The sequence below is a fragment of the Candidatus Viadribacter manganicus genome (genome assembly GCF_001679665.1).
Taxonomy (GTDB): Bacteria; Pseudomonadota; Alphaproteobacteria; order Caulobacterales; family Aquidulcibacteraceae; genus Vitreimonas; species Vitreimonas manganica.
The window spans coordinates 2212357-2234687 of record NZ_CP013244.1; the positions used below are offsets into that span (position 1 = coordinate 2212357).

Consider the following 22331-nt stretch of genomic DNA (forward strand, 5'->3'; position numbering starts at 1 on the left):
GTGGCTGTGGAGGTCGTATCGTGCGGTGGCTCATTGCAGCGTTAGCATTCGCCTGTGCGTTACCCGCGCACGCCGAGCCGCGCCGCATTGTCAGCCTCGACTATTGCGCCGATCAATTCGTCCTGGCTCTTGCCGACCGAGATCAGATTGCGGCGCTGTCGCGAGGTTCGCTGCGTGATGATTCCTACTTCCGCGAACGCGCGCGCGGAATCCGCCAAACGCGCGGCACGCTCGAAGAAGTGCTGGCGCTGCGGCCGGATCTCGTCATTCGCAATTGGGGCGGACCTTGGGACGCGGCCGAGGCGTATGGGCGTTTTGACGTGCCAGTACTGCAGGTGGGTGGCACGCCCAATTTTCCAGCGGCACGCGCGAATCTTATCGAAGCTGCGCAAGTGCTAGGTCACCCGGGGCGCGGGCAAGCTCTTGCGCGTGACCTTGACACGCGCCTCGCGCGGCTGGCTTTACATCAGCGGCGTTCGCCTGTGATGTACCTCTCGGGTGGCGGCGCCGTCGCTGGTCGCGGCACGATGATGGACGCCGTTATCACTGCAGCCGGCGGTCGCAATCTTCGCACTGAAGAGAGTTGGGCGGTGCTGCCGCTCGAGCAATTGGTGGAAACGCCGCCAGCGCTCATCGCACTCGGCTTTTTCGGCAGCAGCCGTGACCGCTTGAATGCTTGGTCGCCATCGCAGCATCCGGCGCTTCAACGCGCGCTTTCGCGTACCCGCACCGTGGCGCTGCCGCCTGCAACGATCTCTTGCGAAGCTTGGTATGCAGTCGACGCCGCCGAATTGATCGCGCGGGCGCTCGGCCCATGAATACCGCGCTTCGCACCACTTTTGTCCTTGCGGCGTTAAGCCTAGCGGCGCTGTTCGCGGCGCTCTGGCTCGGACCGATCGTGCTCTCCGATCCGTTCGCTCCCGATCAAGCGACGCGCACCATTGTTTTTGACATCCGCCTGCCGCGTGCGCTTTGCGCCTGGCTTGCCGGCGCGGCGCTCGGACTGTCGGGCGCAGCCCTCCAAGGTTTGCTCCGCAACCCACTCGCGGATTCCGGGGTCCTGGGTCTTTCCGGTTTTGCCGCACTCGGCGCCGTCATCGCGTTCGTCTTCGGCTCTGCGGCGCTGGCGCCGGCTCTGGCGGTGTCGTTCGCGCTGGCCGCGGCCCTCGTTGTTACCACGCTGGGATGGGCGGCGCGCGGACCAGCTAGCCTCGTATTAATAGGTGTTGGCCTTTCTAGCTTCGCCGGTGGTCTCATTGCGCTGGCGCTCAATCTCGCGCCGAACCCTGGCGCGCTCTCCGACCTCGTGAATTGGACGCTCGGCTCGGTGGAAGGCCGCTCAATGCAACATGTCGCGCTTGCTGGCGGCCTCCTCGCCATCGGCGCCGTTCTCATCTTCGCTGCGTCGCGCGGTCTTCAAGCGCTCACGCTTGGTGAAGAATCCGCTGCAGCCATCGGCGCCAATCTTTCATCGACGCGCACGCTTGTTGTCTTGGGCGCTGCTGCTTGTACGGGTGGAGCGACAGCGGTTGCGGGCATCATCGGCTTTGTAGGTATTGCCGCGCCCCATCTTGTTCGCGCGATCGCGGGCCATGATCCAGCACGGATCTTGGCGCCAAGCGCTTTCGCGGGCGGGGCGCTCTTGGTCTGCGCTGATATCAGCGTGCGTCTGTTGCCGACTGACACCGAACTCAAACTTGGCGTCGCCGCCGCTTTGATCGGCGGGCCGGCTTTTGCGCTTATCGCTGCGCGCCTTGGGTCTCGTGGGGGCCACGCATGAGCGTGTTGCTTTCGCTCCAGGATGTGAGCGCTGACCTCGGTCGCACGAGGGTGCTGCAGGGCGTGTCGCTGAATGTCGGTGGGGGTGAGATCATTTCCATTCTAGGTCCGAATGGCGCTGGAAAAACATCGCTGATGCGCGCTGCACTTGGACTTATCGGTGCAACGGGAGAGACGAGGCTCGGCGGCGCCGACCCACGTACACTTACCGCGCGCGAACGCGCGCTTCGCGCCGCCTACCTGCCACAACGCCCGCAATCGATTTGGCCGATCAAAGTCGAGGTGCTGGTCGCGCTAGGGCGCTTCGCCCATGGCGCTGTGCCCGACCGGCTGGCGCCGGCTGATCAAGCCGCTGTAGATGCTGCGATTAAGGCGTGCTCGCTTAGCGAATTTCGTCATCGCGGCATGGATGAGCTTTCAGGTGGTGAGAAGGCGCGTGCACACCTAGCGCGGACGCTGGCGCAGCACGCACCGCTTCTATTGCTCGACGAGCCAACCGCCGGGCTCGATCCAGCCCAATCGCTTGGCGTTGCCGAGATCCTTGAGGCGCACGCGGCAGCCGGTGGCGCAGCTGTGTTTTCAACCCACGACATCGCGTTGGCTGCGAGCGTTGCAGATCGGGTTGTCTTGATGAAAGCGGGCGCCATTATCGCCGAAGGTGCTCCCGAAGAAGCGCTTACGGCGTCCGTGCTTGAAGCTGCCTATGGCCGCGCGGCGCGGCTGGAGCGGGTCGGAGATACATTTGCGGCGGTCTTCGACCGTTAAAGCTTGAATGCGCCAGATTGGATATGCACGTAAAGAGCAGGCGTCAGCGATATATAACGCTGTTCATCGGGTTGGGCGAAGTAGACGGCTTGCTCGATCTTCGCGGGATCAAAGCCATCGCGCACGAGATCAACCTTGCGATACTTGAAGGTGCCGGTTGTTTCGATCGCCGGCGCTATGCGGATGAACAGCGGGCGCGCATAACTTGGCAGCTCGCGGGTTAGATAGTCACGGAGACCTTCAATCTTGAACTCTTCGCTCGGTGTGATCGCCGCCATGCCGGCGCGGCCATCGATGCGATCGATCTTGACGCCGTAAACGCTCGCCTCGTCGACGCCAGGGTAGCGCGAGATGACTTCGGCGACTTCGGTGGTTGAAACGTTTTCGCCTTTCCATCGGAACGTGTCGCCGATGCGATCGACGAAATAGAAGTAGCCGTCCTTGTCCTGACGCATCAGGTCACCGGTGCGAAACCAGGCGTCGCCCTTTTCAAGAACGTCGCGCAAAATTTTGCGTTCTGACGCCGCCTTGTCGGCGTAGCCTGTGTAGTTGTGGCGGGCATCGTCCTTGATGAGGCCAACGGCTTCGCCGGGTTCATCGGGGCCGCATAATTGGCAGAGACCATCTTCGCCGCGGACCGGCATTTCAGTTTCGACATCGAACTTTACGAGACGGACGGCGAAGTTGCGTTGCAGGTAGGGCGGCACGCGGCCGATGGCGCCCGGTTGGCCATCGAAGTTGAACATCGAGACGTTGCCCTCGGTGGAGCCGTAGAACTCCATGACGCGAGGCACGTTGAAGCGGGCTTGGAATTCTTCCCAGACTTCGGGGCGCAGGCCATTGCCAAAAGCGAGGCGGAGTTGGTGGCGGCGATCGTCGGGGCTGGGATCTTGATTGACGAGATAGCGGCAGAGCTCGCCGATATAGACGAACATCGTGCATTCGTTCTCGATCACATCGCCCCAGAAGTGCGTCGCCGAGAATTTTCGGCGCAACACCAAGGTGCCGCCTCTTAGCAACGCCGAGCCGACACCGCAGAGGCCGCCCGTGGCGTGGTAGAGAGGGAGGACACAGTAGATTTTGTCCTCGGCATTGGCCTTCGTCGCGCCGGCGAAGCTGCGCATGTAGAGTTGCGCGCGCATGTGGGTGATCTTTGCGGCCTTGGGCATGCCGGTGGTGCCCGAGGTGTAGATGTAGAGCGCGACGTCGCGCGCCTTCAGGCCGGTGCGGCGTGAGCGTAGCGGGCGCTCGGGCGCGAGCTTTGGTGATTTGAGATCGAGTGCGTGCCGGTCATTCGCTGTGGGAAACTCCGCGTCGATGATCCAGTAGGATAACACGCGCGGCAGACCGGCGCGGATCGTTTCCGTCGCGGCCAGGCCTTCGTTGTCGGTGATGACGTGGCTGGCGTTCGAGATCGATAGGCAGTGCGCGAGCGCAGCGCCCGTCAGGTTGTTGTTGATCAACGCAGCCGCGATGCCGAGTTTGGTGAGGCCGACCCAGGCCGGCACGTATTCGGCGCGGTTCGGCAAAAGCAGCGCGACGTTGTCTCCGGCTTTTAAGCCTTGCGCGTCGGCCCAGGCGGCAAAGCGGTTCGCGAGCGCATCGAGTTGGCGATAGGTGTAACGCTCGCCTTCGAACACCAAAGCGGTGTGATCGGCGAACGTATCGACCGCTTCCTCGAAATCGTCGCAGACCAGGAAATCGGAGTCCGGATCGATTTTCCGCACGCTCCACAGAGTGCGCGCGAGGCCGTCCAGAAATCTGATTTCGCGCGCGATCCCCTGGAGCGGGTCCATGCATTGCCTCCGGCGCGACGTGTAAGCGTGTTCGCGCGGAAGCGGAACCGGTCAGGCGGTCGCGGCGGCTGCGAGTGCGGGCAGGAGCGGCGTCAGTGCGAGCAGCACGGTGATCAGGTAAGCAAATAGGCGTTTCATCGGGCCCTCCGAAGAGGCTCTGATCTAGGCGCGCCGCGTAACAGCGGTGTTGCGGGTTTATTTCAAACCCGAGGCGTTTTGGCGCCGTTTAGTTTGCGGCGTCGCCTTCGGGGAATGCGCCCACGAAATCCATGATGTAGCGCCCTGGCGGGTTGAAGGCGGCGAGGAAGTTGCTGGCGTGCTGTTCGGCCAATTCCTGGCTCGGGAACGCGTCAGGGCCGGCATGGATACCCGGAAACACCGTGCCGACGCGATAGAGCGTCAGCACGTGATAGACGCGGTAATAGTTCCGCCAGCGTTTCGCGGGCGGAGGCGTCTTCGTTTGGGGCTTAGGAGCAAGGCCGAGCATGAAAGATAGGTGAGGGGCGGCGCGCACCAGATCAAGCGGCTTATCCGCTTTCGATGCGCCTGCCGGCTTGCAGCAGCTGGCGCATCAGCGCTTTGGCGGCGCGCAGGCATTTCAGCAAACGTATGCGCTCGGGATGTACTAATGGGTTTGGGCGCAGAAATTCGAGTGTGCAAGTTTTGCACACTGGCTCGGGCCCTCTGGACGCATTAGAGCGCGCGATTAAGGTCGGCGGCTTGAGAAGTTCTAGGGGAAAAATGCTACGCCAGCTTTTCGCGGCCGTAGCTTTAGGCGCGGTTTCACTTTTGGCCGGTTGCGTCACGCAGATGTCGGCGGCGGACCAGACGCCGGCTCTGCAATACACGCCGCCGGATCGCACTTTGGTTGCGGTGATTGATGAGCACACTGTCGTTCGTGAGGGACGTCCGCCGACCTGCGCGGGCGTGATGCGACCGCTTTATGGAATTCCAACGGATGCTGCCCTCGACCTCTTGATGATGGGGTCTAAGGAGGACAAGCGCCTGACGATGGCGCAGTTCATAGGCAAATCGCTTGGATCGGCGCGTGCAGCTTGATCGGCGCGATCACCCAATACCAGTTGCGCCATAGTTTTGCCGGTTCGATGCGGACGGCAGGCCGTTCTTCGAGTTCGAGCATGGGCGATCACGTGGGACGCGCAGCACGAATGTCAGGGGCGCAAGGGATTTATTTCTTGCTGTGGGCGCGTGTGCACTCTCTTTCCACCTCGCCCCGAGCGGGAGAGGTCGCGCGCTTTGCGCGCGGGTGAGGGGTCGAGTTTGAAGGTGAGCTCCTCACCCTCGCCCTGTCCCGCGCTGCGGGAGAGGGGGCGATGGGGTTAGTCGATCGGCTCGCGTTTTTCGCCGGTGGGGTGGACGTAGATTTCGCTGCCGACTTCTTTGAATTTCGCGCTCATCTCTTCCATGCCGCGTTCGGCTTCTTCTATTTTTGCGGCGTAATCCCGCACGTCCTGCGTGATTTTCATGCTGCAGAATTTTGGGCCGCACATGGAGCAGAAGTGCGCGGTTTTGTGTGCGTCTTTCGGCAAAGTTTCGTCGTGGAAGGATTTCGCGGTGTCGGGGTCGAGACCTAGATTGAATTGGTCTTCCCAGCGGAATTCGAATCTTGCGCGGGAGAGCGCGTCGTCGCGGGTGCGGGCGTAGGGGTGGCCTTTGGCGAGGTCGGCGGCGTGCGCGGCGAGTTTGTAGGTGATGACGCCGACTTTGACGTCGTCGCGATCGGGCAAGCCCAGGTGCTCTTTCGGTGTGACGTAGCAGAGCATCGCCGTGCCGAACCAGCCGATCATGGCGGCGCCGATGGCTGAGGTGATGTGGTCGTAGCCGGGCGCGATGTCGGTGGTGAGCGGGCCTAACGTGTAGAAGGGCGCCTCGCCGCAGACTTCGAGCTGCTTGTCCATGTTCTCCTTGATCTTGTGCATCGGCACGTGGCCGGGGCCTTCTATCATGGTTTGCACGCCGTGCGCCCAGGCGATCTTGGTGAGTTCGCCTAGGGTTTCGAGTTCGGCGAATTGTGCCGCGTCGTTGGCGTCGGCGATGGAGCCGGGGCGGAGGCCGTCGCCAAGTGAGAAGCTCACGTCGTAGGCGCGCATGATTTCGCAGATCTCGGCGAAGTGCGTGTAGAGGAAGCTCTCTTTGTGGTGACTCAAGCACCACTTGGCCATGATCGAGCCGCCGCGGCTGACGATGCCGGTGACGCGCTTGGCGGTGAGATGGATGAACGGCAGGCGCACGCCGGCGTGGACGGTGAAATAGTCGACGCCTTGTTCGGCCTGTTCGATCAAAGTGTCGCGATAGATTTCCCAGGTCAGATCTTCGGCGATGCCGCCGACTTTTTCGAGCGCCTGATAGAGCGGCACGGTGCCGATGGGCACGGGTGCGTTGCGGATGATCCAGTCGCGGATGTTGTGGATGTTGCGGCCGGTGGAGAGGTCCATGACGGTGTCGGCGCCGTGGCGGATGGACCAGACCATTTTGTCGACTTCCTCAGCCATGGAGGAGGTGACGGCGCTGTTGCCGATATTGGCGTTGATCTTCACGAGGAAGTTGCGGCCGATGATCATCGGCTCGAGCTCGGCGTGGTTGATGTTGGCCGGGATGATGGCGCGGCCGCGGGCGATTTCGCTACGGACGAATTCGGGCGTGACGAAATCGGGGATGGCTGCGCCGAAGTCTTGGCCATCGCGAATGCCGAGGGCTTCGCGGCGCATGTTTTCACGGATGGCGACGTATTCCATCTCCGGCGTGATGATGCCGCGGCGGGCGTATTCGAGTTGGGTGACGGCAACGCCCTGCTTGGCGCGCAGCACGCGGGGTTGCTTCGGGAAAGGCGGCGTCAGTTTTTCTTCGCTGACGTTGCCGTTGTCTTCCGGCTTCACGGCGCGGCCGTCGATCTCCTCGACATCGCCGCGCGCTTTCACCCATTTGGCGCGCGTGCGGGCGAGGCCTGCATTAATGTCGATGGCGATGGCGGGATCGGTGTAGGGACCGGAGGGATCGTAGATCGTCACCGGCGTTTCGTTGGCGGTGGGATGCACCGCAACTTCGCGGAAAGGCACGCGCAGATCGGGGTGCGCGCAACCGCTGGCGTAGACTTTGCGCGAGCCCACTAGAGGTCCAGTGGTTACGCTCGGTGCGAACGCAGTTTGGTTCTCGGGCTTATTCATAAAGCGCTCCTCCCTCCGCCGGTGCTAACCGGTTCAGGTTCTACGGGTCAGAGCGGGATGCTCAATCTCAGCCGCTTGTCGCATTCAGGCGAAGTGGGAACCGGTTCGGCGCCCGGAATGCGACCACTTAAAAGCAAGCGCGCGCTCGGACGGAAAACCGGGATCCACTTTTCCTGAGCGCGCTTATGCAGCCCCCCGGGATATGCGCGTGATGTAGGCCTAAGCGCTGCGCTTGGCAAACCAGCCGACGAAGCTGAGCCATGCGCCGAAGAGCAGCAGCAGAACGGCCGCGCCCTGCAGCAGAAGCGGCGCGCGAATGGTGATGGCGGTGAGTTGCGCGCCGAATTCAGGCGCCGCCATCAAGGAGGCGCCTTTGAGTGCGGCGAGAATGCCGGTGAGCGAAACCGCGATCGCGGCAGGGCTCGACCAATGGTGGTGTCCGGTAAAGAGGACGAGGCCAGCAATCAAGGTGAAGGCGCCGGCGGTGAGCACCAAGGGCGCGTTCTGCATGAAGGTGGGCAGCAGGAGTTCGAACGTGTGCTGGCGCGTCAGCAGAGTGATGGCCATCACGATGTAGTAGGGGCCGATCACGCGGGCGCAGAAGCGGGTGGCGGCGGCTTGAGCTTCAGTCATGGGATTACCCTCGCGCGACAAGGGTAGGGCGTCGATGCGGCGGATCAAGCGCGTGTTAGCCGCAATTGGATCATGTTTTGGCGCGAAAGCGTCGTGTCGCAGGGCGTGTCCGGCGTAAGCCATTGCTTCGGGCTGGGCGCGTGCGCATGGTCCGTGCCGAGGAGACGACGCGTATGGGAACGCCCGCCGATTACACCATTATCGTGCTGCTGGTGGCCGTGGGCGTGGCGCTGTGGACGGCTTTGGATCGGCTGGCGCAGTTGCAGCGCGACGTCGATGCGCTGAAGCGGCGCGCGGGCGTGGAAGAAACGCCGGACCAAACCTAGCGCGGGAGGGGCGGCGGCGGTTCGCTGGTGATGAGGCGCGTCGTCGATTGGGTGAAGACGATGCCGGCCTTATCGAAGGCGAGGCGGATGCGCCGCAGATACTCGCGCTGAACCGCCCATTGTTTGCCTGGCGCGGTGCGGATGCGGGCTTTGAGCAAGACACCGGCTTCGGAGACGCGGTCGACGCCCGCGATCTCGATCGGCGCGACGATCATGGAATGGAATTCAGTATCTTCGCGCACCTCGTCACCGATGGATTTCATGAGCTCGAGCGCTCTAGCGATGTCGCTGATGTGGTCGAGCGGGAAATCGAACACGGCGTAGGAGAAGATCTTGGTGCGGTTCGAGATCACTTGCGCCTCGCTGTACGGGAAGATGTGCAAGGTGCCGTCATAGGCGCGCAGCTTGATGGTGCGCAGCGACATGTCCTCGACCGTGCCTGAGAACGCGCCGATCTGGACAACGTCGCCGACCGAGACGGAATCTTCCATGATTAGGAAAAGGCCGGTGAGGAAGTCCTTGACGATGGTTTGCGCGCCGAAGCCGACGGCAAGGCCGAAGATGCCGGCGCCGGCGAGCAGCGGGCCGATTTCGACGCCGACCTCCGACAGCGCCATCATCGCCGCGATGATGACGACGATGGTGTTGGAAAGGCCGGAGAGAACAGGGCCAAGAGTGCGGATTTGCGCGGCGCGCCGCGGGTTGCGCGACTGCACCGCGATGCGCTCGAACACGCGCTTGATGCCGAGTTGACCAAGCTCGATCGCCGCGAGCGCCAGTACGAGAATGATGGCGATGCGGCCGAGCACCGAGAACACCGCGTAAATCGGACTGTCGCGGAGATCGCTGAAGTTGAAGCCCCAAAGACGGAGCACGACCACGAACGCGCCGACGAAGATCGCAAGCCGCGCGACGCGCATTGTCCAGCGGCCGATAGCGACGCGCCGTTGACCTGGCGCTTCACCTTTCGGAGCGATGCGTTCGGTTAGAGATTTCAGAATGACGTGCAGGCCCCAGATGATGATCACCGCGGCGACCAGCACCAGGAAGGACAGACCGGCGCGCAAGAATGCTTGTTCTGGATCGAGCGTCAGCACGCCGCGAACAAAGTCTTCGACGTGCTGCGCGAGTGTTTGAAAGGAATAGTTCGCCGACGGCGGCGATGGGGGCGTTGTCGTCATGTTGTGGCGATATTAGCGCGCGCTGCGCCGATTTCGAGGCCGATCAAGCGTTTGGCTTCGTGAACAGAAGTGCAAACCAGCCCAAGATGAGCGTTACTCCCCCGACGGGTGCGAGCATGATCAGCGCGCGGTTGTGCATGATCGCGAGTGTGTAAAGGGTTCCCGCGAAGATCGCGGCGCCGGCGAGGATCATTGCGCCGGCGATCAAGTTCAGGCGGCCGCTACGACTGGAGAGTGCGAGGCCCGCAGCGCCCGCGCCAAGCTGGATGAAGGCGGCGAGCTGGATGCGTTGCAAATCTTCCGGCGCGGGCTGTAGTGCGTGCGCCGCGAGCACAAGCATAACGAGTGGGATGAGGCCGGAAAGCGCGGCGAAGATATTGAGCAGACGCATGAGCGCTCCTAGATAGTCGCAATTCTCGACATTCTAGAGCGCGGCGTCCAGGCGGCGCACCGGGGAGCGGCAACATGCAGCAGAAACGTGAAATCGGCCGGAGCGGCATCAAGATTACCCCGCTCGTGCTTGGCGGAAACGTTTTCGGCTGGACCGCCGATGAAGCGGCTTCGTTCGCGATCCTCGATGCGTTCGTCGATCAAGGCGGCGACGCGATCGACACGGCGGATGTGTATTCGGCGTGGGTCCCCGGCCATGAAGGCGGAGAGAGCGAACGTGTGATCGGCGCCTGGTTGAAAAAGAGCGGCAAGCGCGACAAGGTCGTGATCGGCACGAAGGTTGGGATGTGGCCGAAGCGTTTGGGCATCAAGCGGCAAAACATCGTCGAAGCGTGCGAAGACTCGCTGAAACGGCTGGGGATCGCCACGATCGATCTTTATTGGTTGCATCGTGATGACGAAGCGACGGACGCGGAGGAGTACACCGCCGGCCTCGAAGATTTGATCAAAGCCGGCAAGATCCGTTCGTTCGGCGCTTCCAACTTTAAGCCCGGGCGTTTTGGTGAAGGCATTGCGGCGGCTAAGGCGCGTGATCTGCACTTTGATGCGCAGCAGCCTGAATACAATCTGATGAACCGCGAAATTGAAGCGGAGCTGCTCGGCCAATGCGAGCGCGAAGGCGTTTCGATCTTGCCGTATTACGGGCTCGCGAGCGGCTATCTCACCGGCAAGTATCGTAGCGCCGAAGATAAATCCAAGAGCGCGCGCGGTGGCCGCATGGACAAGTACATGGAAGGCAAGGGTCCGGCGGTGCTGGCGGCCCTCGATGAAATCTCAGCCTGCCATAAAGCAACGCAGGCGCAGGTAGCGCTTGCGTGGATCATGGCGAAACTGCCGACGGGCGCGCCGATTGCGAGCGCAACGAGCGTGACGCAGCTGGATGAATTAATGGGTGCGTTGCGTGTGACGCTCGGCGCCGACGATTTGGCGGCGCTTGATCGCGCCAGCGCGTGATTTGGCGGTTACCAGCCGCCACCACCACCGCCGCCGCCGCCGCCGCCAGATGAGCCGCCACCACCGCCGCCGGATGAGCTTGAGCTTTGTGGCAGCGATGAGCTGACGCCTGAGCTCATGTTCGAGACCATCGAGTTCGAGAGCGATGCAAAGGACTGTCCGGTGCTGATGTTTGCCCAGGTCGGGTGATAGTTCGAAGCTTCCTGCGGCATCAGCTTTTCAAAGTGCGTGGTCCATGGCTTTTCGACGCCGAGCGCCACCGCGTAGGGGAGGAATTTCTCGTAGCGCTCGGTCGTCATTGGTGGTGGCGCCTCGGAGCCGGGTTTGGCGGCGTTGAGCTGAAGTTTTTCGGCCGTTTCCATATAGAGACGGAAGCCTTCGATTTCCGTGCGCAGCTTCTGACCTTCTTGTGTCGGCGCCGGCATCAGATACATGAAAACGAAATTGAGGATGGCGAGCGCGATGATGCCGAGCGTGAGCCAGATCGACCATTCGTTTGCCAAGAATGCAGCGATAACGACAACGATGATCGACACCGCGAGCGCCGCGATTGTGTAGCCAATGTTCCAGCGGAAATACTTCTCGCCGTACTTGGCGGCGAGGGTTTTGCTGAAGTTGGTGTAGGCGCCGGTGAAACCCGAATCATAGGTCCCGCCGAGAGTCTTGTGATTGGAGCTGACGAAGAGATCGGTTTCGAATGCGAGATCTTCGGGTGTGATGCCTTCGATGCCGGCGGATGTTGATGACGACTTACGCGTGAGCTCGGTGTGCTTCTTGTCAGTGGCGTCGACAACGATGCGGCCTTTGACTGCAAGATACATCAAAGTTGCGATCAGCGCGCGATGGCCGTCGGCGGCGCCGCGATTGTAGACGTAGTGTACGCCCGCGGGGGAATAGCCGTTCGGCGCCTCGTAGCGGGGAAACACCGGGCCCTTCTGAGGATCGCGGCCAACGCGATTGAAGGCGCGGTAGAGCCAAACAAAAAGCGCTAACATCGAGATGCCGAGCACGGTGAGCGAGCCGAAGCGCTGCCACCAGAGGCCGGCAATGTCGCTCGTCGATGGCGGATCGATAACCCCCTTATCAACGGACACCGAAACGGTGAGGCCTTCATTGATGTTGAGCGGGCGCGTTGTGCTGAAGGTTTGACGTTCCGCGGCTTGCGTGACGGCAAAATCGTGGCCAGCTTGACCTTGGCCGCCGGTATAGGCTTGCACGTCGCGAACATTGACACCGCGCGGCATTGTGATGGACGTGCGCGCCTGCGCGATCGGAAAGTTCCAATAATTGCCGGTGACGTTCCAGTAGAGCTCGTCGTGTGTTGGGAAATAGCGAATGGCGTTCTTGACGCGATAGCGGATCACGTAGGTGTGGTCGCCGTAATCGAGCATGACATCTTCGTCGCCGATGATGATGCGAAAGGCGTTGCCCTCGGATTCGGTATCGAACTTTTCGCGTCGGTCGTCGCGTTGGATGGTGAGGATGTCGTACTCGTAGTGATAGCGTACGCCATCTTGCTCGTAGAAGCGGGGCAGGTCGCGGAAGATGCCTCGGCGGATTTCGTTGCCTTCGACGCGGACGCTTAGTGTCTCGGTGACGATGATGTCACCGTCGCGTTCGACTTTGATGTCCGTGTTGAAGCTGTTGATCTGTTCGCTCGCGAGGACGGGCGTAGCGAAGAGAAGCGCGAGGAGCGCAAGGAAAAGCGTGCGAAGTCTCACGACTTCAGCCCCAGGTTCGGCACGGCGCGATCGCCGGCCGCGGTGATTTCGAAAAAGGCCCGCTGTTTGATACCGAAGAAGGAGGCGACGATGTTTGAAGGAAAGCTTTCAGCGGCCGTGTTCAGTTCGCGCACGGCGCCGTTATAGAAGCGGCGGGCCATTTCGATTTTGTTCTCGGTGTCCGAGAGTTCGTTCTGGAGATCGAGGAAGTTCTGGTTGGCCTTGAGATCGGGGTAAGCCTCACCGAGCGCGATGAGGCGGCCGACCGGCTTTGCCAGCGCGCTTTCGGCCTCGCCGCGCTGGACGGCGTTGTCACCAGCGGCGAGGGCGGCGTTGCGGCGCTCCGCCACCTCCTCGAACAATTGTTGCTCGTGCGCCGCGTAGGCTTTCACAGTTGTGACCAGTTGCGGGATGAGGTCGGCGCGGCGCTTCAGCTGCACATCGATATCGGCCCAGCCATTGTTGGTCAGCTGCCGCTTGGCGATGAGCTGGTTGAACAGAATGATGACGAAGATCGCAACGAGTGCGACGGTGGCGAAGATGTAAAGCGTGGTCATGCGTCCCGTTTACACGGGCGCCAGGGCTTTCGCAAAATGCTTGGGCCTGGGGCGGCTATTGGCGGAGGATTTTTTCCATCGCCTTACCCTTGGCGAGTTCGTCGATCAGCTTATCGAGGTATCGGATTTCCTGCATCAGCGGCTCTTCGACGTTCTCGACGCGAACGCCGCAAACGACGCCGGTGATAAGCGCGCGCGAAGGGTTCATATTGGGCGCTTCGGCGAAGAAGGTTTCGAAGTCGGTCTTCTTGAACATTTGCGAGTCGAGCTTCTTTTGCGTGTAGCCGGTGAGCCAGCGAATGATCTCATCGACTTCCGCTTTGGTGTGGCCCTTCTTCTCAGCTTTGGCGACGTAGTGCGGATAGACGCTGGCGAAGCTGGTTGTGTAGATACGGTGTTTGGTCATTCACGCGCCGGCCCGATTGGCGACGAGATCATCGACGACGGCGGGATCGGCAAGGGTTGAGGTGTCGCCGAGATTGCTAAGGTCGTTCTCGGCTATTTTGCGCAGGATACGGCGCATGATCTTGCCGCTGCGCGTTTTCGGCAGGCCGGGCGCCCATTGGATGATGTCGGGCGTCGCCGTTGGTCCGATTTCGTGGCGGACCATTTGGACGAGTTCGCGCTTCAGTTCATCGTTGGGCTCGATGCCTTGTTTCAGCGTCACGTAGCAATAGATGCCTTGGCCCTTGATGTCGTGCGGATAGCCGACGACGGCGGCTTCGGCGACTTTGGTGTCAGCGACGAGTGCGCTTTCGATCTCGGCCGTGCCGATGCGATGGCCGCTGACGTTGAGCACGTCATCGACGCGGCCCGTGATCCAGTAATAGCCGTCTTCGTCGCGGCGGCAGCCGTCGCCGGTGAAGTACATGCCTGGATAGGTGCGGAAGTAAGTTTCGAAAAAGCGCTGATGATCGCCATAGACGGTGCGCATCTGGCCAGGCCAGGAATCGAGCAGCACGAGATTGCCGCTGGCTGCGCCCTCTAAGAAATTGCCTTTCTCATCGACGAGCGCGGGCTTGATGCCGAAGAATGGGCGTGTGGCGCTGCCTGGCTTCATCGCGGTTGCGCCGGGAAGATTGGTGATGAGCGCGGCGCCGGTTTCGGTTTGCCACCAAGTGTCGACAACCGGGCAGCGCGAGTCGCCGACCGTGCGATAATACCAAAGCCATGCTTCAGGATTGATCGGTTCGCCGACTGTGCCGATGAGGCGAAGGCTTGCGCGCGAGGTGCGCTTCACCGGCTCTTCGCCATCGCGCATGAGCGCGCGGATGGCGGTGGGTGCGGTGTAGAAGATGTTGACTTTGTGCTTGTCAATGACATCCCAGAAGCGTGAGACATTGGGATAGTTCGGCACGCCTTCGAACATCAGCGTCGTCGCGCCATTCGCGAGCGGGCCGTAGACGATGTAGGAGTGGCCGGTGACCCAGCCCACGTCGGCGGTGCACCAGTAGATGTCGCCCTCGTGATAATCGAAGACGTATTGGTGTGTCATCGAGGCGTAGACGAGATAGCCGCCGGTTGTGTGCAGCACGCCCTTGGGTTTGCCGGTTGAGCCTGAGGTGTAGAGGATGAAAAGCGGATCTTCCGCATTCATCGGCTCGGGCGGGCAATCGGCGCTGACATCGGCCGCAGCGTCTTCGTAGACGATGTCGCGGCCATCGATCATCGGCACGCCGGCGCCAGTGCGGGTGACGACCAGGACAGTGTGGACGCCGGGCGTTTCTTCCACCGCTTCATCGACGTTTTGCTTCAGCGGAATGATCTTGCCGCCGCGCACGCCTTCGTCGGCGGTGATGATGACCTTGGAATCGCAATCCTTGATGCGGTTGGCGAGGCTCTCGGGCGAGAAGCCGCCGAAGACCACCGAATGAACCGCGCCGATGCGCGCGCAGGCGAGCATGGCGTACGCCGCTTCCGGGATCATGGGCATGTAGATTGTGATGCGGTCGCCTTTGGCGACGCCGCGTGACTTTAAGACATTGGCGAAGCGGCAGACCTCGTCATGCAGCTCGCGGTAGGAGATGTGGCGCGATTGGTGCGGATCGTCGCCTTCCCAGATGATCGCGACTTGATCTCCGCGCGTTTCCAGATGCCGGTCGATGCAATTGGCGGTGACGTTGAGGACGCCATCCCAGTACCAGCGAATGTGGAAGTCGGCCTCGTTGAAGCTCGTGTCCTTCACCTTGGTGTAGGGCTTGATCCAATCGAGGCGCTGGCCGTGTACCCCCCAAAATGCTTCTGGGTCCGCGAGGGCGCTGGCGTGCATGGCGCGATACTTGACGTCGTCAACGTAAGCGCGTTCGGCCCACTCTTTTGGAACCGGGATGACGACGGGGTCGGACATAGGTGGCGCTTCCTCTTTTTGGTGCGCCATCATGGGCGCTTGCACACGCGCATCAAGGGGCTTTGCCGTCCAAGGCGAAGACTTCTTCGTCGCTGAAGGCGCGGGCCCGCGCCAGGAAGCGGCGTTCGCGGCCATTGTCGAGCGAGAACATGCCGCCGCGGCCGGGGACAACGTCAAGGATGAGTTGCGTGCGCCGCCAGGCTTCGAATTGCGGACCGCTGATGTAGATGGCGACGCCATCGATCTCGCCGAGCTTTACGTCGCTGTCGCCGATGCGGAATGCGGCGCTGGGGTAGCACATGGGCGAAGAGCCGTCGCAGCAACCACCCGATTGATGGATGAGAACGTTGGGGTGGTCCTGACGGATTTCGGCCAGGAAGGCGCGCGCGGCGTCGGTCGCGATGACGCGCGCAGGTGCACCGGTGTGCATGTGCGGACTCCGAAGAGAAAAATCCCGGCGCCGGGGAAGAGGCGCCGGGACATTCGCGCTTAGAAGAAGCCGAGCTTCTTGGGACTGTAGCTCACCAGCATGTTCTTGGTTTGCTGGTAGTGATTGAGCATCATCTTGTGGGTTTCGCGCCCGATGCCGGATTGCTTGTAGCCGCCGAACGCCGCGTGTGCGGGGTAGGCGTGATAGCAATTTGTCCAGACACGGCCGGCTTTGATGCCGCGACCGAAGCGATAGCAGGTGTTCGCATCGCGGCTCCACACGCCGGCTCCGAGGCCGTAGAGCGTGTCGTTGGCGATCGCGAGTGCTTCGTCCGCGTCCTTGAACGTGGTAACCGACACGACGGGTCCGAAGATTTCCTCTTGGAAGACGCGCATCTTGTTGTGACCGCGCAGGACCGTCGGGCGGATGTAGTAGCCGCCTTCAAGTTCGCCGCCGAGATGCGCTGCTTCGCCGCCGGTCAGCACTCTTGCGCCTTCTTGGCGGCCGATGTCGAAATAGGCGAGGATCTTTTCCTTTTGCTCAGACGACGCCTGCGCGCCGATCATGGTGGCGGGGTTGCGCGGGTCACCTTGGACGATGGCCTCGACGCGCTTCAGCGCGCGTTCCATGAAGCGATCGTAGATCTTCTCATGCACAAGGGCGCGTGACGGGCAGGTGCAAACTTCACCCTGATTGAGCGCGAACATGGTGAAGCCCTCGAGGGCCTTGTCGAAGAAGTCGTCATCGGCGGTGGCGACGTCCTCGAAGAAGATGTTCGGCGATTTGCCGCCGAGTTCGAGCGTCACCGGAATGAGGTTTTCCGACGCATACTGCATGATCAGGCGGCCAGTCGTCGTTTCGCCGGTGAAGGCGATCTTGGCAATGCGCGGGCTGGATGCGAGCGGCTTGCCGGCTTCAAGACCAAATCCGTTGACGATGTTGAGCACGCCCGTCGGCAGAAGATCGCCCACGAGCTCGGCGAACACCATGATGGTGGCCGGCGTCTGTTCAGCGGGCTTCAGCACTACGCAATTGCCGGCGGCGAGCGCCGGCGCGAGCTTCCAGGCGGCCATCAACAGCGGGAAGTTCCACGGGATGATTTGGCCGACGACGCCGAGCGGTTCATGGAAGTGATAGGCGACGGTGTCGTTGTCGATTTCGCCAAGCGAGCCTTCTTGTGAACGCACGCAGGCGGCGAAGTACCGGAAGTGATCGACCGCGAGCGGCAGGTCGGCGGCCATAGTTTCGCGGATCGGTTTGCCGTTGTCCCAGGTTTCGCAGGTCGCGAGCAGTTCGAGATTTTGCTCCATGCGATCGGCAATTCTGTTGAGAATTTGCGCGCGTTCGCCGACCGGCGTGCGGCCCCAGGCGGCTTTCGCCGCATGCGCTGCATCAAGTGCGGCTTCGATGTCGGCTGCATCGGAGCGGGCAATCTCGCAGATCGGTTTGCCGTTCACCGGCGATGAATTGGTGAAGTAGCGCCCGGATTTCGGCGGCGTCCACTTGCCGCCGATAAAGTTGTCGTACCGGCTTTTGAACGGAGAGCGCGGATCGGGGTTTGCGATAGTCATGACTTTCTCCTCAAGCGGACGCTTGCGCCACAGGTGCTGGAGGAAGCGGAATTCGGCTTCTTGCTGGTCGCCATCGGGTATTCCTCCATGCGCGCCGTGTTCGGCGTCTGGAGGGACTATGCGTGCGCGGCGCGAGCGCGTGACGCCTGCGGCGAGGGCGCGTTGCAGTAAAGTGTCTCAGTGCTGAGACACCCCGGCGTGAGAATTATCGAAGTCCCAGCAGCGCCATGCGGCGGTAAAGCGTGGCGCGCGAAATGCCAAGATCGCGGGCGGCGCGTGTCGCATTGCCCTTGGCGTGCGCGAGCGCCCGGCGGATTTCGCCGCGCTCAGCCGCGGCCAAATCTTGCGGACCGGCTGCGGTGCCGAGGATGTCGCGCGCCGGGCGTGGGGCGCTGAAATAATCTGCCGAGAGGCCAAGCGTGCGGCGCGCGCGGCGGGTCGCACCGATGACAAGATCGTCCTGGTCGAGCGCCAGCAACATCGGTCCACCTTCGGACGCGCCGGCCATGACGATACGGCTTTCGGCGAAGGCGGATTGGAAATTCTCTGTTTCGATGCGTCGCGCTGCATTGGCGACTGCATCGCTCAAGAGTGCAACGAAGGCATCGGCCAGATCGGCTCGGCAAGAGGAAATGTCCAGTACGCCGCCGAGCTCGCCTTCGTGATCGAAGATCGGCGCGCCCATGCAGCTCATTGCGGTGTTGGTGGCGTAGAAATGTTGATCGCGGTGAATGGTGACAGCGCGCTGTTCGACGATGGCGGTGCCGATGCCGTTGGTGCCTTCGCGCGCCTCGCTCCAATCGGCGCCGTTCCATAGGCCCCAATGTTGGAACGACGCGTCGTCACCAGGTTTGCCGCGCCGCTCGATGATGACGCCAGAAGAGTCGGTCAGGACAACGCTGCAGCCGCTATCACCGACGGCGGCGAACAGACGATCGAGAACTGGGCGGGCAATGTGCGCCAACCCGCCCATCGCTTCGCGCGCATGTTGATATTCCCCGTCGGAGAGGCGATGCGATCGTTGGGTGCTTTCCGGGTCGAGGCGGTGAACCAGAAGCGAGCGATTCCACGACGCAGCCAGTGCGGATTTCGCGCCATCCTCGTCCGAGAGGGCGACCTGCCGGACCTTGTCGCCATGGTTGGCCACCATGAGAGCTCCTGCCTAACGGGGGCGAGCCTGACATGCCGGCGAGGCGCTGAACAGGCGAGCTCTGTAGAAATTGGGGGCCGACGCGCGTGCTAGGGGCCGACGAATTGTCCCAGTTTCACCCCGTGGTCGCGTGCAATCATTTCGGCGGCCTTTTCGCCGATCATGATCGAGGCGGCGTTGGTATTGCCGCTGACGATCTCGGGCATGATGCTGGCGTCTGCGACGCGAAGGCCCTTTATGCCATAGACGTTGAGGCGCGGGTCAACCACGTCGCCGATGCGGCAGGTGCAGGTGAGGTGGTACACCGTCGTGCAGAAGTGCAGCGCCAAATTTTCGAGCAGCGCATCGCTCGGCGTCTCGCCGGGTGTGTAACCGTGTTTCTTCGCGAGCTCCGGCGGCACTTGCCAGATGGGTTTGTTCGGTCCTGGCCAGTTGTCCGCGATGGCGAGCGCCTTGCGCATTACCGCAACCATGACTTTCAGATCATAGGGATCGCCAAAATAGTTCATCAAGATTGAGGGTGGCTGCATCGGGTCAGCGCTCTCAAGCACGATCTCGCCTTCGCTGCGCGGCAGGACGGGATTGGCAAGAATGATTATGTTCTCGCGATCAACCGCGAGATGCGGTGCGCCTTCGCCGAAATAGCGCGTCGTATCGACGTTGAGAGGGCCTTCGAAGAAGGCTTGGTCGAAACCAACTGGAAGAAAGCCAATTTGGCCGTCATGGCTGTGAGTGTCGCCGAGGCCGGTCGAGAAGAATGCGATGCCATCGTACATCGACGACGCGATGAGGCTTGAACCGGTCTCCATCCATTCGGCAATCCGGCGTTCGGATTCTGCTTTCAGAGCGGCGAGCTCTGGTGAGAGGTTGGCGTCGTCGGCTGAATTTGCCGGGAGCGGACCGGCGGGCGCGCGCAACGCATCTGGGCCGGCGGAAACGCCGACATCTGCCATCGTAAGTCCGTACCCAGGCGCATGGAATGCAAGAGCAGTATGGATGTGGTCCTTAAGGTGCTTGCCGACTGCGGGAAGATCATGACGGCAAACGACATTCACCGCCTCTAGGTCGCGGCGCGGACCGATACCGGAGAGCATCAGCAGGTGCGGTGAACCGACAGCGCCCGCGCTCAAAATCACGTCGCGCGTTGCGTGTATCGCATGCGTTCTGCGTTGGGCATCAAGATATTCGACACCGATTGCTTTGAGGTCGCCGTTGGCGCCTTCGAGCAGAACGCGCGTGGTGTGGGCTTTGGTGATGATCGTCAGGTTCGGGCGCTGTTCTGCAACGCCTTCGAGGAAGGCGCGATACGTGCCGCAGCGCACGCCTTTGCGTGTGTTGGTTTGCACGAGTGAGGCGACGCCAGCGGCGCCGCCGCGGTCGCGTCCGTTGTAATCGCCCTGCGGAATTCCAGCTTTGCCTGCGGCTTCAACGAACGCCCGTGAAGCCGGGATAACCGGCGAGCGAACGCCGACGCTAACAGGACCTTCTTCACCATGGGCTTCGCGGTCGACGGTGATTTCGTTGCTGGCGTTGAAGGTCTCGATCTTGCGGAAATAGGGGAGCACATCGTTGTAGCTCCACCCTTCGGCGCCTTGCGCCGCCCAATTGTCGAAGTCGCCGGGATGGCCGCGCACATAGACCATGTAATTGATGCCGGAGGAGCCGCCGAGCATCTTGCCGCGTGGCACTGGCATGCGCCGGTTGTGCAGACCGCGACCGGCCTTGCCAGCGTCGGCGGTGTACATCCAGTCAGTCTCGGGATTGAGCTGCATGCTTGCGCATGCGGCTGGCATCGCCTCGGCAGGCGGGGGGCGGTCGCCCGCTTCCAACAACGCCACGCGGCATTTGGGATCTTCGCTCAAGCGCGATGCGATCACTGCGCCGGCCGAGCCTGCGCCAACGACGATGAAGTCGTATGTCTCTGCCATTGCTATCCTCCCGTGCGCTCGCGATCTGCGAAGACTGGCGCTTCGCTTCATCGTGATTGGCGACAGGACTTAAGCGCCGAATGTGCGGTGGGTGCAATCCCTCGATCGCTATCGCGCATCGAGCGCCGAGAGAGTGGAATTACGGCGCGGGGCGGACGTCGCGGGGATCGAGGTTGAACACGCTGATCTCCCATGGCGCGAGTTGGCGCAGAACATGGACGTCGATTACGCCGGCTTCCAACTTGGCGCTCACAAGCGTCAACGCCTCGGCCTCGCTTTCACACACAACGCAATGACGGCGCGTGTTGGGCGCGGCGTCGTGTTGGGATTGAACGACGTAACCGAGAAGCACGGCGCGCTCCAAGACTTAGCGTTTAAGCTGCAGTCGCCCGGGTGGGGCTTTCGTCGGTGGTGATGCGGTCGCGGCCGCCGCGCTTTGATGCGTAGAGGCAGGCGTCGGCGCGTTCGATGAGGTCTTGCGCGCGCTCGCCGTTGCGATGTTGCGCAATGCCGATGGAGATGGTGACGGCGCCGATAACCTCATTGGTCGAGCGGCGTGTGAGCTGACGAGAGCGCACGGCTTGATGGATTGAGCTCGCAGCGCTGAGGGCGCGGTTGGCGTCGGAGCTTGGAAATATAATGGCGAATTCCTCACCGCCATAGCGCGCGACGGTTGCACCTTCCGGCGCGTATTGGCGTAGCGTAGCGGCGATGAAACGAATGACTTGGTCGCCAATCAAGTGGCCCCACGTGTCATTGAGGCGCTTGAAATGGTCGATATCGCACATCAGTAGGCAAGGGGCGTCGAATTCTTCGGTCGCTTTGCGCAGCACCTCGTCAAAGGAGCGGCGATTGGCGAGGCCGGTTAGGCCATCGGTGAGCGCCTCGGCCTTCACCACCTGCAGCGCCGATTGTAGCGTATCGACTTGGCGCGAAGAGGTTTCCATCCGTTCGGAGAGCTGGCGATTGTTTTCGATGACGGCGCGTGTGGCGGCGGCCAAGCTGGCGAGTAGCGAGCTGACGTCGGTGGCCTCCATGCCGCCTTCTATGTTGGTGACGGCGTTTTCGAGAGCGTTTGCGTAGGCGCCGGTTTGTGCACCTGCGTCACGCAGATTGGAAACGACGTCCGAAAGCTCGCGCGCAAACGTTTCACTCGCTTGCATCATTTCCGCTGTCAGGCGGGTGTTGGAGCAGAAGCGCTCGTGCAGTGCTTCGTTGGCGGCGTCATCGAAAATTTGGCCATTGTCGATGCGGGTTTGGAGTTCGCGGCTGAGGTCCGGATTAACGTTGGCGACGTGGCTAATCCAAAGCTCGTAGTTGGCCGGAGACGTCGGCACTTTGTGATGCTGCAGAAGCTCAAGCGTGCGCTGCGCCAGCGCAACGCCGTCTTCTCCGCGATAACACCCGCTCTGATCGACCATGACGTGCTCCACCGCACACGAATGCGCGGTGTGACGTTGAACGTCACAACCCTTAAACGGCTCGTAAAATGCGAACAAAATGCGCGTTACAAACTCAGCTGCGCGCATGGCGCTACCGCAGTGCCGCGTTTGTAGCG

Annotated in this window: 22 protein-coding genes and 1 riboswitch; of the genes, 6 read left to right on the forward strand and 16 right to left on the reverse strand. The window is 61.8% G+C overall.

The features are described 5' to 3' along the window. Positions 1–20 precede the first annotated feature (20 nt). From ATE48_RS11405 to ATE48_RS11415, 3 genes are read left to right on the forward strand one after another with little or no spacing between them, the layout of a single operon-like run. A complete protein-coding gene (locus ATE48_RS11405; protein WP_066771621.1) occupies positions 21–818 on the forward strand; it encodes an ABC transporter substrate-binding protein in 798 nt (265 codons plus the stop codon). Beyond that, positions 815–1780 carry a FecCD family ABC transporter permease gene (locus tag ATE48_RS11410; RefSeq protein WP_066771630.1) on the forward strand — a complete coding sequence of 322 codons (966 nt, stop codon included), beginning with the start codon at positions 815–817 and terminating at the stop codon, positions 1778–1780. Before ATE48_RS11405 ends, ATE48_RS11410 begins: the two co-directional genes overlap by 4 nt. After that, complete coding sequence (locus ATE48_RS11415) at positions 1777–2544, forward strand: ABC transporter ATP-binding protein (protein ID WP_066771631.1); 768 nt, start codon at positions 1777–1779, stop codon at positions 2542–2544. Before ATE48_RS11410 ends, ATE48_RS11415 begins: the two co-directional genes overlap by 4 nt. Here ATE48_RS11415 and ATE48_RS11420 read toward each other — a convergent pair. Then, positions 2541–4340, reverse strand: coding sequence for a long-chain-acyl-CoA synthetase (locus ATE48_RS11420; RefSeq protein ID WP_066771632.1), 1800 nt, complete (start codon positions 4338–4340; stop codon positions 2541–2543). The two genes, ATE48_RS11415 and ATE48_RS11420, sit on opposite strands and share 4 nt — an antisense overlap. 226 nt (positions 4341–4566) lie before the next feature. After that, a complete protein-coding gene (locus ATE48_RS11425; RefSeq protein ID WP_066771633.1) occupies positions 4567–4827 on the reverse strand; it encodes a hypothetical protein in 261 nt (86 codons plus the stop codon). Positions 4828–5081: 254 nt separating this feature from the next. Between ATE48_RS11425 and ATE48_RS11430 the strand changes: the two genes are divergently transcribed. Then, the gene (locus tag ATE48_RS11430) at positions 5082–5399 is read left to right on the forward strand and encodes a hypothetical protein (protein ID WP_066771635.1); all 318 of its coding nucleotides are present in this window, start codon (positions 5082–5084) and stop codon (positions 5397–5399) included. Between the two features lie 281 nt (positions 5400–5680). Here the strand turns inward: ATE48_RS11430 and thiC are convergent, their stop codons facing one another. Both thiC and ATE48_RS11440 read right to left on the reverse strand, forming a co-directional pair. Beyond that, the gene (thiC, locus tag ATE48_RS11435) at positions 5681–7525 is read right to left on the reverse strand and encodes a phosphomethylpyrimidine synthase ThiC (protein WP_066774945.1); all 1845 of its coding nucleotides are present in this window, start codon (positions 7523–7525) and stop codon (positions 5681–5683) included. Then, positions 7519–7651: riboswitch (TPP riboswitch) on the reverse strand. Its footprint overlaps the gene before it by 7 nt. A gap of 93 nt (positions 7652–7744) precedes the next feature. Further along, on the reverse strand, positions 7745–8158 hold the full coding sequence (locus ATE48_RS11440; protein ID WP_156767740.1) for a hypothetical protein: 414 nt from the start codon (positions 8156–8158) through the stop codon (positions 7745–7747). Between the two features lie 146 nt (positions 8159–8304). Between ATE48_RS11440 and ATE48_RS11445 the strand changes: the two genes are divergently transcribed. Beyond that, positions 8305–8484 (forward strand): hypothetical protein, encoded by a 180-nt coding sequence (locus tag ATE48_RS11445; RefSeq protein WP_066771639.1) that lies wholly within the window; start codon positions 8305–8307, stop codon positions 8482–8484. Here ATE48_RS11445 and ATE48_RS11450 read toward each other — a convergent pair. Together ATE48_RS11450 and ATE48_RS11455 are read right to left on the reverse strand one after the other, a co-directional pair. Continuing rightward, positions 8481–9665, reverse strand: coding sequence for a mechanosensitive ion channel family protein (locus ATE48_RS11450; RefSeq protein ID WP_066771641.1), 1185 nt, complete (start codon positions 9663–9665; stop codon positions 8481–8483). The two genes, ATE48_RS11445 and ATE48_RS11450, sit on opposite strands and share 4 nt — an antisense overlap. A 43-nt stretch (positions 9666–9708) precedes the next feature. Next, positions 9709–10056: a DUF423 domain-containing protein gene (locus ATE48_RS11455; RefSeq protein ID WP_066771643.1), complete on the reverse strand. Its 348-nt coding sequence runs from the start codon at positions 10054–10056 to the stop codon at positions 9709–9711. A 74-nt stretch (positions 10057–10130) separates the two neighbouring features. On the opposite strand from ATE48_RS11455, the gene ATE48_RS11460 reads away from it, so the two are divergent. Beyond that, a complete protein-coding gene (locus tag ATE48_RS11460) occupies positions 10131–11069 on the forward strand; it encodes an aldo/keto reductase (RefSeq protein ID WP_066771645.1) in 939 nt (312 codons plus the stop codon). Positions 11070–11077: 8 nt separating this feature from the next. On the opposite strand, the gene ATE48_RS11465 is transcribed toward ATE48_RS11460, so the two are convergent. The 10 genes from ATE48_RS11465 to ATE48_RS11510 form a co-directional block, all read right to left on the reverse strand. Further along, on the reverse strand, positions 11078–12790 hold the full coding sequence (locus tag ATE48_RS11465; protein WP_066771647.1) for a DUF2207 domain-containing protein: 1713 nt from the start codon (positions 12788–12790) through the stop codon (positions 11078–11080). Further along, positions 12787–13347, reverse strand: a complete 561-nt coding sequence (locus ATE48_RS11470; protein WP_066771648.1) for a LemA family protein — start codon at positions 13345–13347, stop codon at positions 12787–12789. The genes ATE48_RS11465 and ATE48_RS11470 overlap by 4 nt, the downstream gene beginning before the upstream one ends. A 55-nt stretch (positions 13348–13402) precedes the next feature. Then, positions 13403–13753, reverse strand: a complete 351-nt coding sequence (locus tag ATE48_RS11475) for a DUF2200 domain-containing protein (RefSeq protein ID WP_066771649.1) — start codon at positions 13751–13753, stop codon at positions 13403–13405. Continuing rightward, complete coding sequence (gene acs, locus ATE48_RS11480) at positions 13754–15694, reverse strand: acetate--CoA ligase (RefSeq protein ID WP_066774948.1); 1941 nt, start codon at positions 15692–15694, stop codon at positions 13754–13756. It lies immediately after the preceding gene. A gap of 52 nt (positions 15695–15746) precedes the next feature. After that, complete coding sequence (locus tag ATE48_RS11485) at positions 15747–16124, reverse strand: DUF779 domain-containing protein (RefSeq protein WP_066771650.1); 378 nt, start codon at positions 16122–16124, stop codon at positions 15747–15749. Positions 16125–16183: 59 nt separating this feature from the next. Then, positions 16184–17695, reverse strand: coding sequence for an aldehyde dehydrogenase (gene adh, locus ATE48_RS11490; RefSeq protein WP_066771651.1), 1512 nt, complete (start codon positions 17693–17695; stop codon positions 16184–16186). A 205-nt stretch (positions 17696–17900) separates the two neighbouring features. Further along, entirely contained in the window at positions 17901–18845 is a 945-nt protein-coding gene (locus ATE48_RS11495) for a GAF domain-containing protein (RefSeq protein ID WP_066771652.1), read from the reverse strand. Positions 18846–18934: 89 nt separating this feature from the next. Then, positions 18935–20773 (reverse strand): GMC family oxidoreductase, encoded by a 1839-nt coding sequence (locus ATE48_RS11500; protein WP_066771653.1) that lies wholly within the window; start codon positions 20771–20773, stop codon positions 18935–18937. Positions 20774–20912: 139 nt separating this feature from the next. Then, on the reverse strand, positions 20913–21125 hold the full coding sequence (locus ATE48_RS11505) for a hypothetical protein (RefSeq protein WP_156767741.1): 213 nt from the start codon (positions 21123–21125) through the stop codon (positions 20913–20915). 22 nt (positions 21126–21147) lie between these two features. After that, the gene (locus ATE48_RS11510; protein WP_083197311.1) at positions 21148–22302 is read right to left on the reverse strand and encodes a GGDEF domain-containing protein; all 1155 of its coding nucleotides are present in this window, start codon (positions 22300–22302) and stop codon (positions 21148–21150) included. Positions 22303–22331 lie beyond the last annotated feature (29 nt).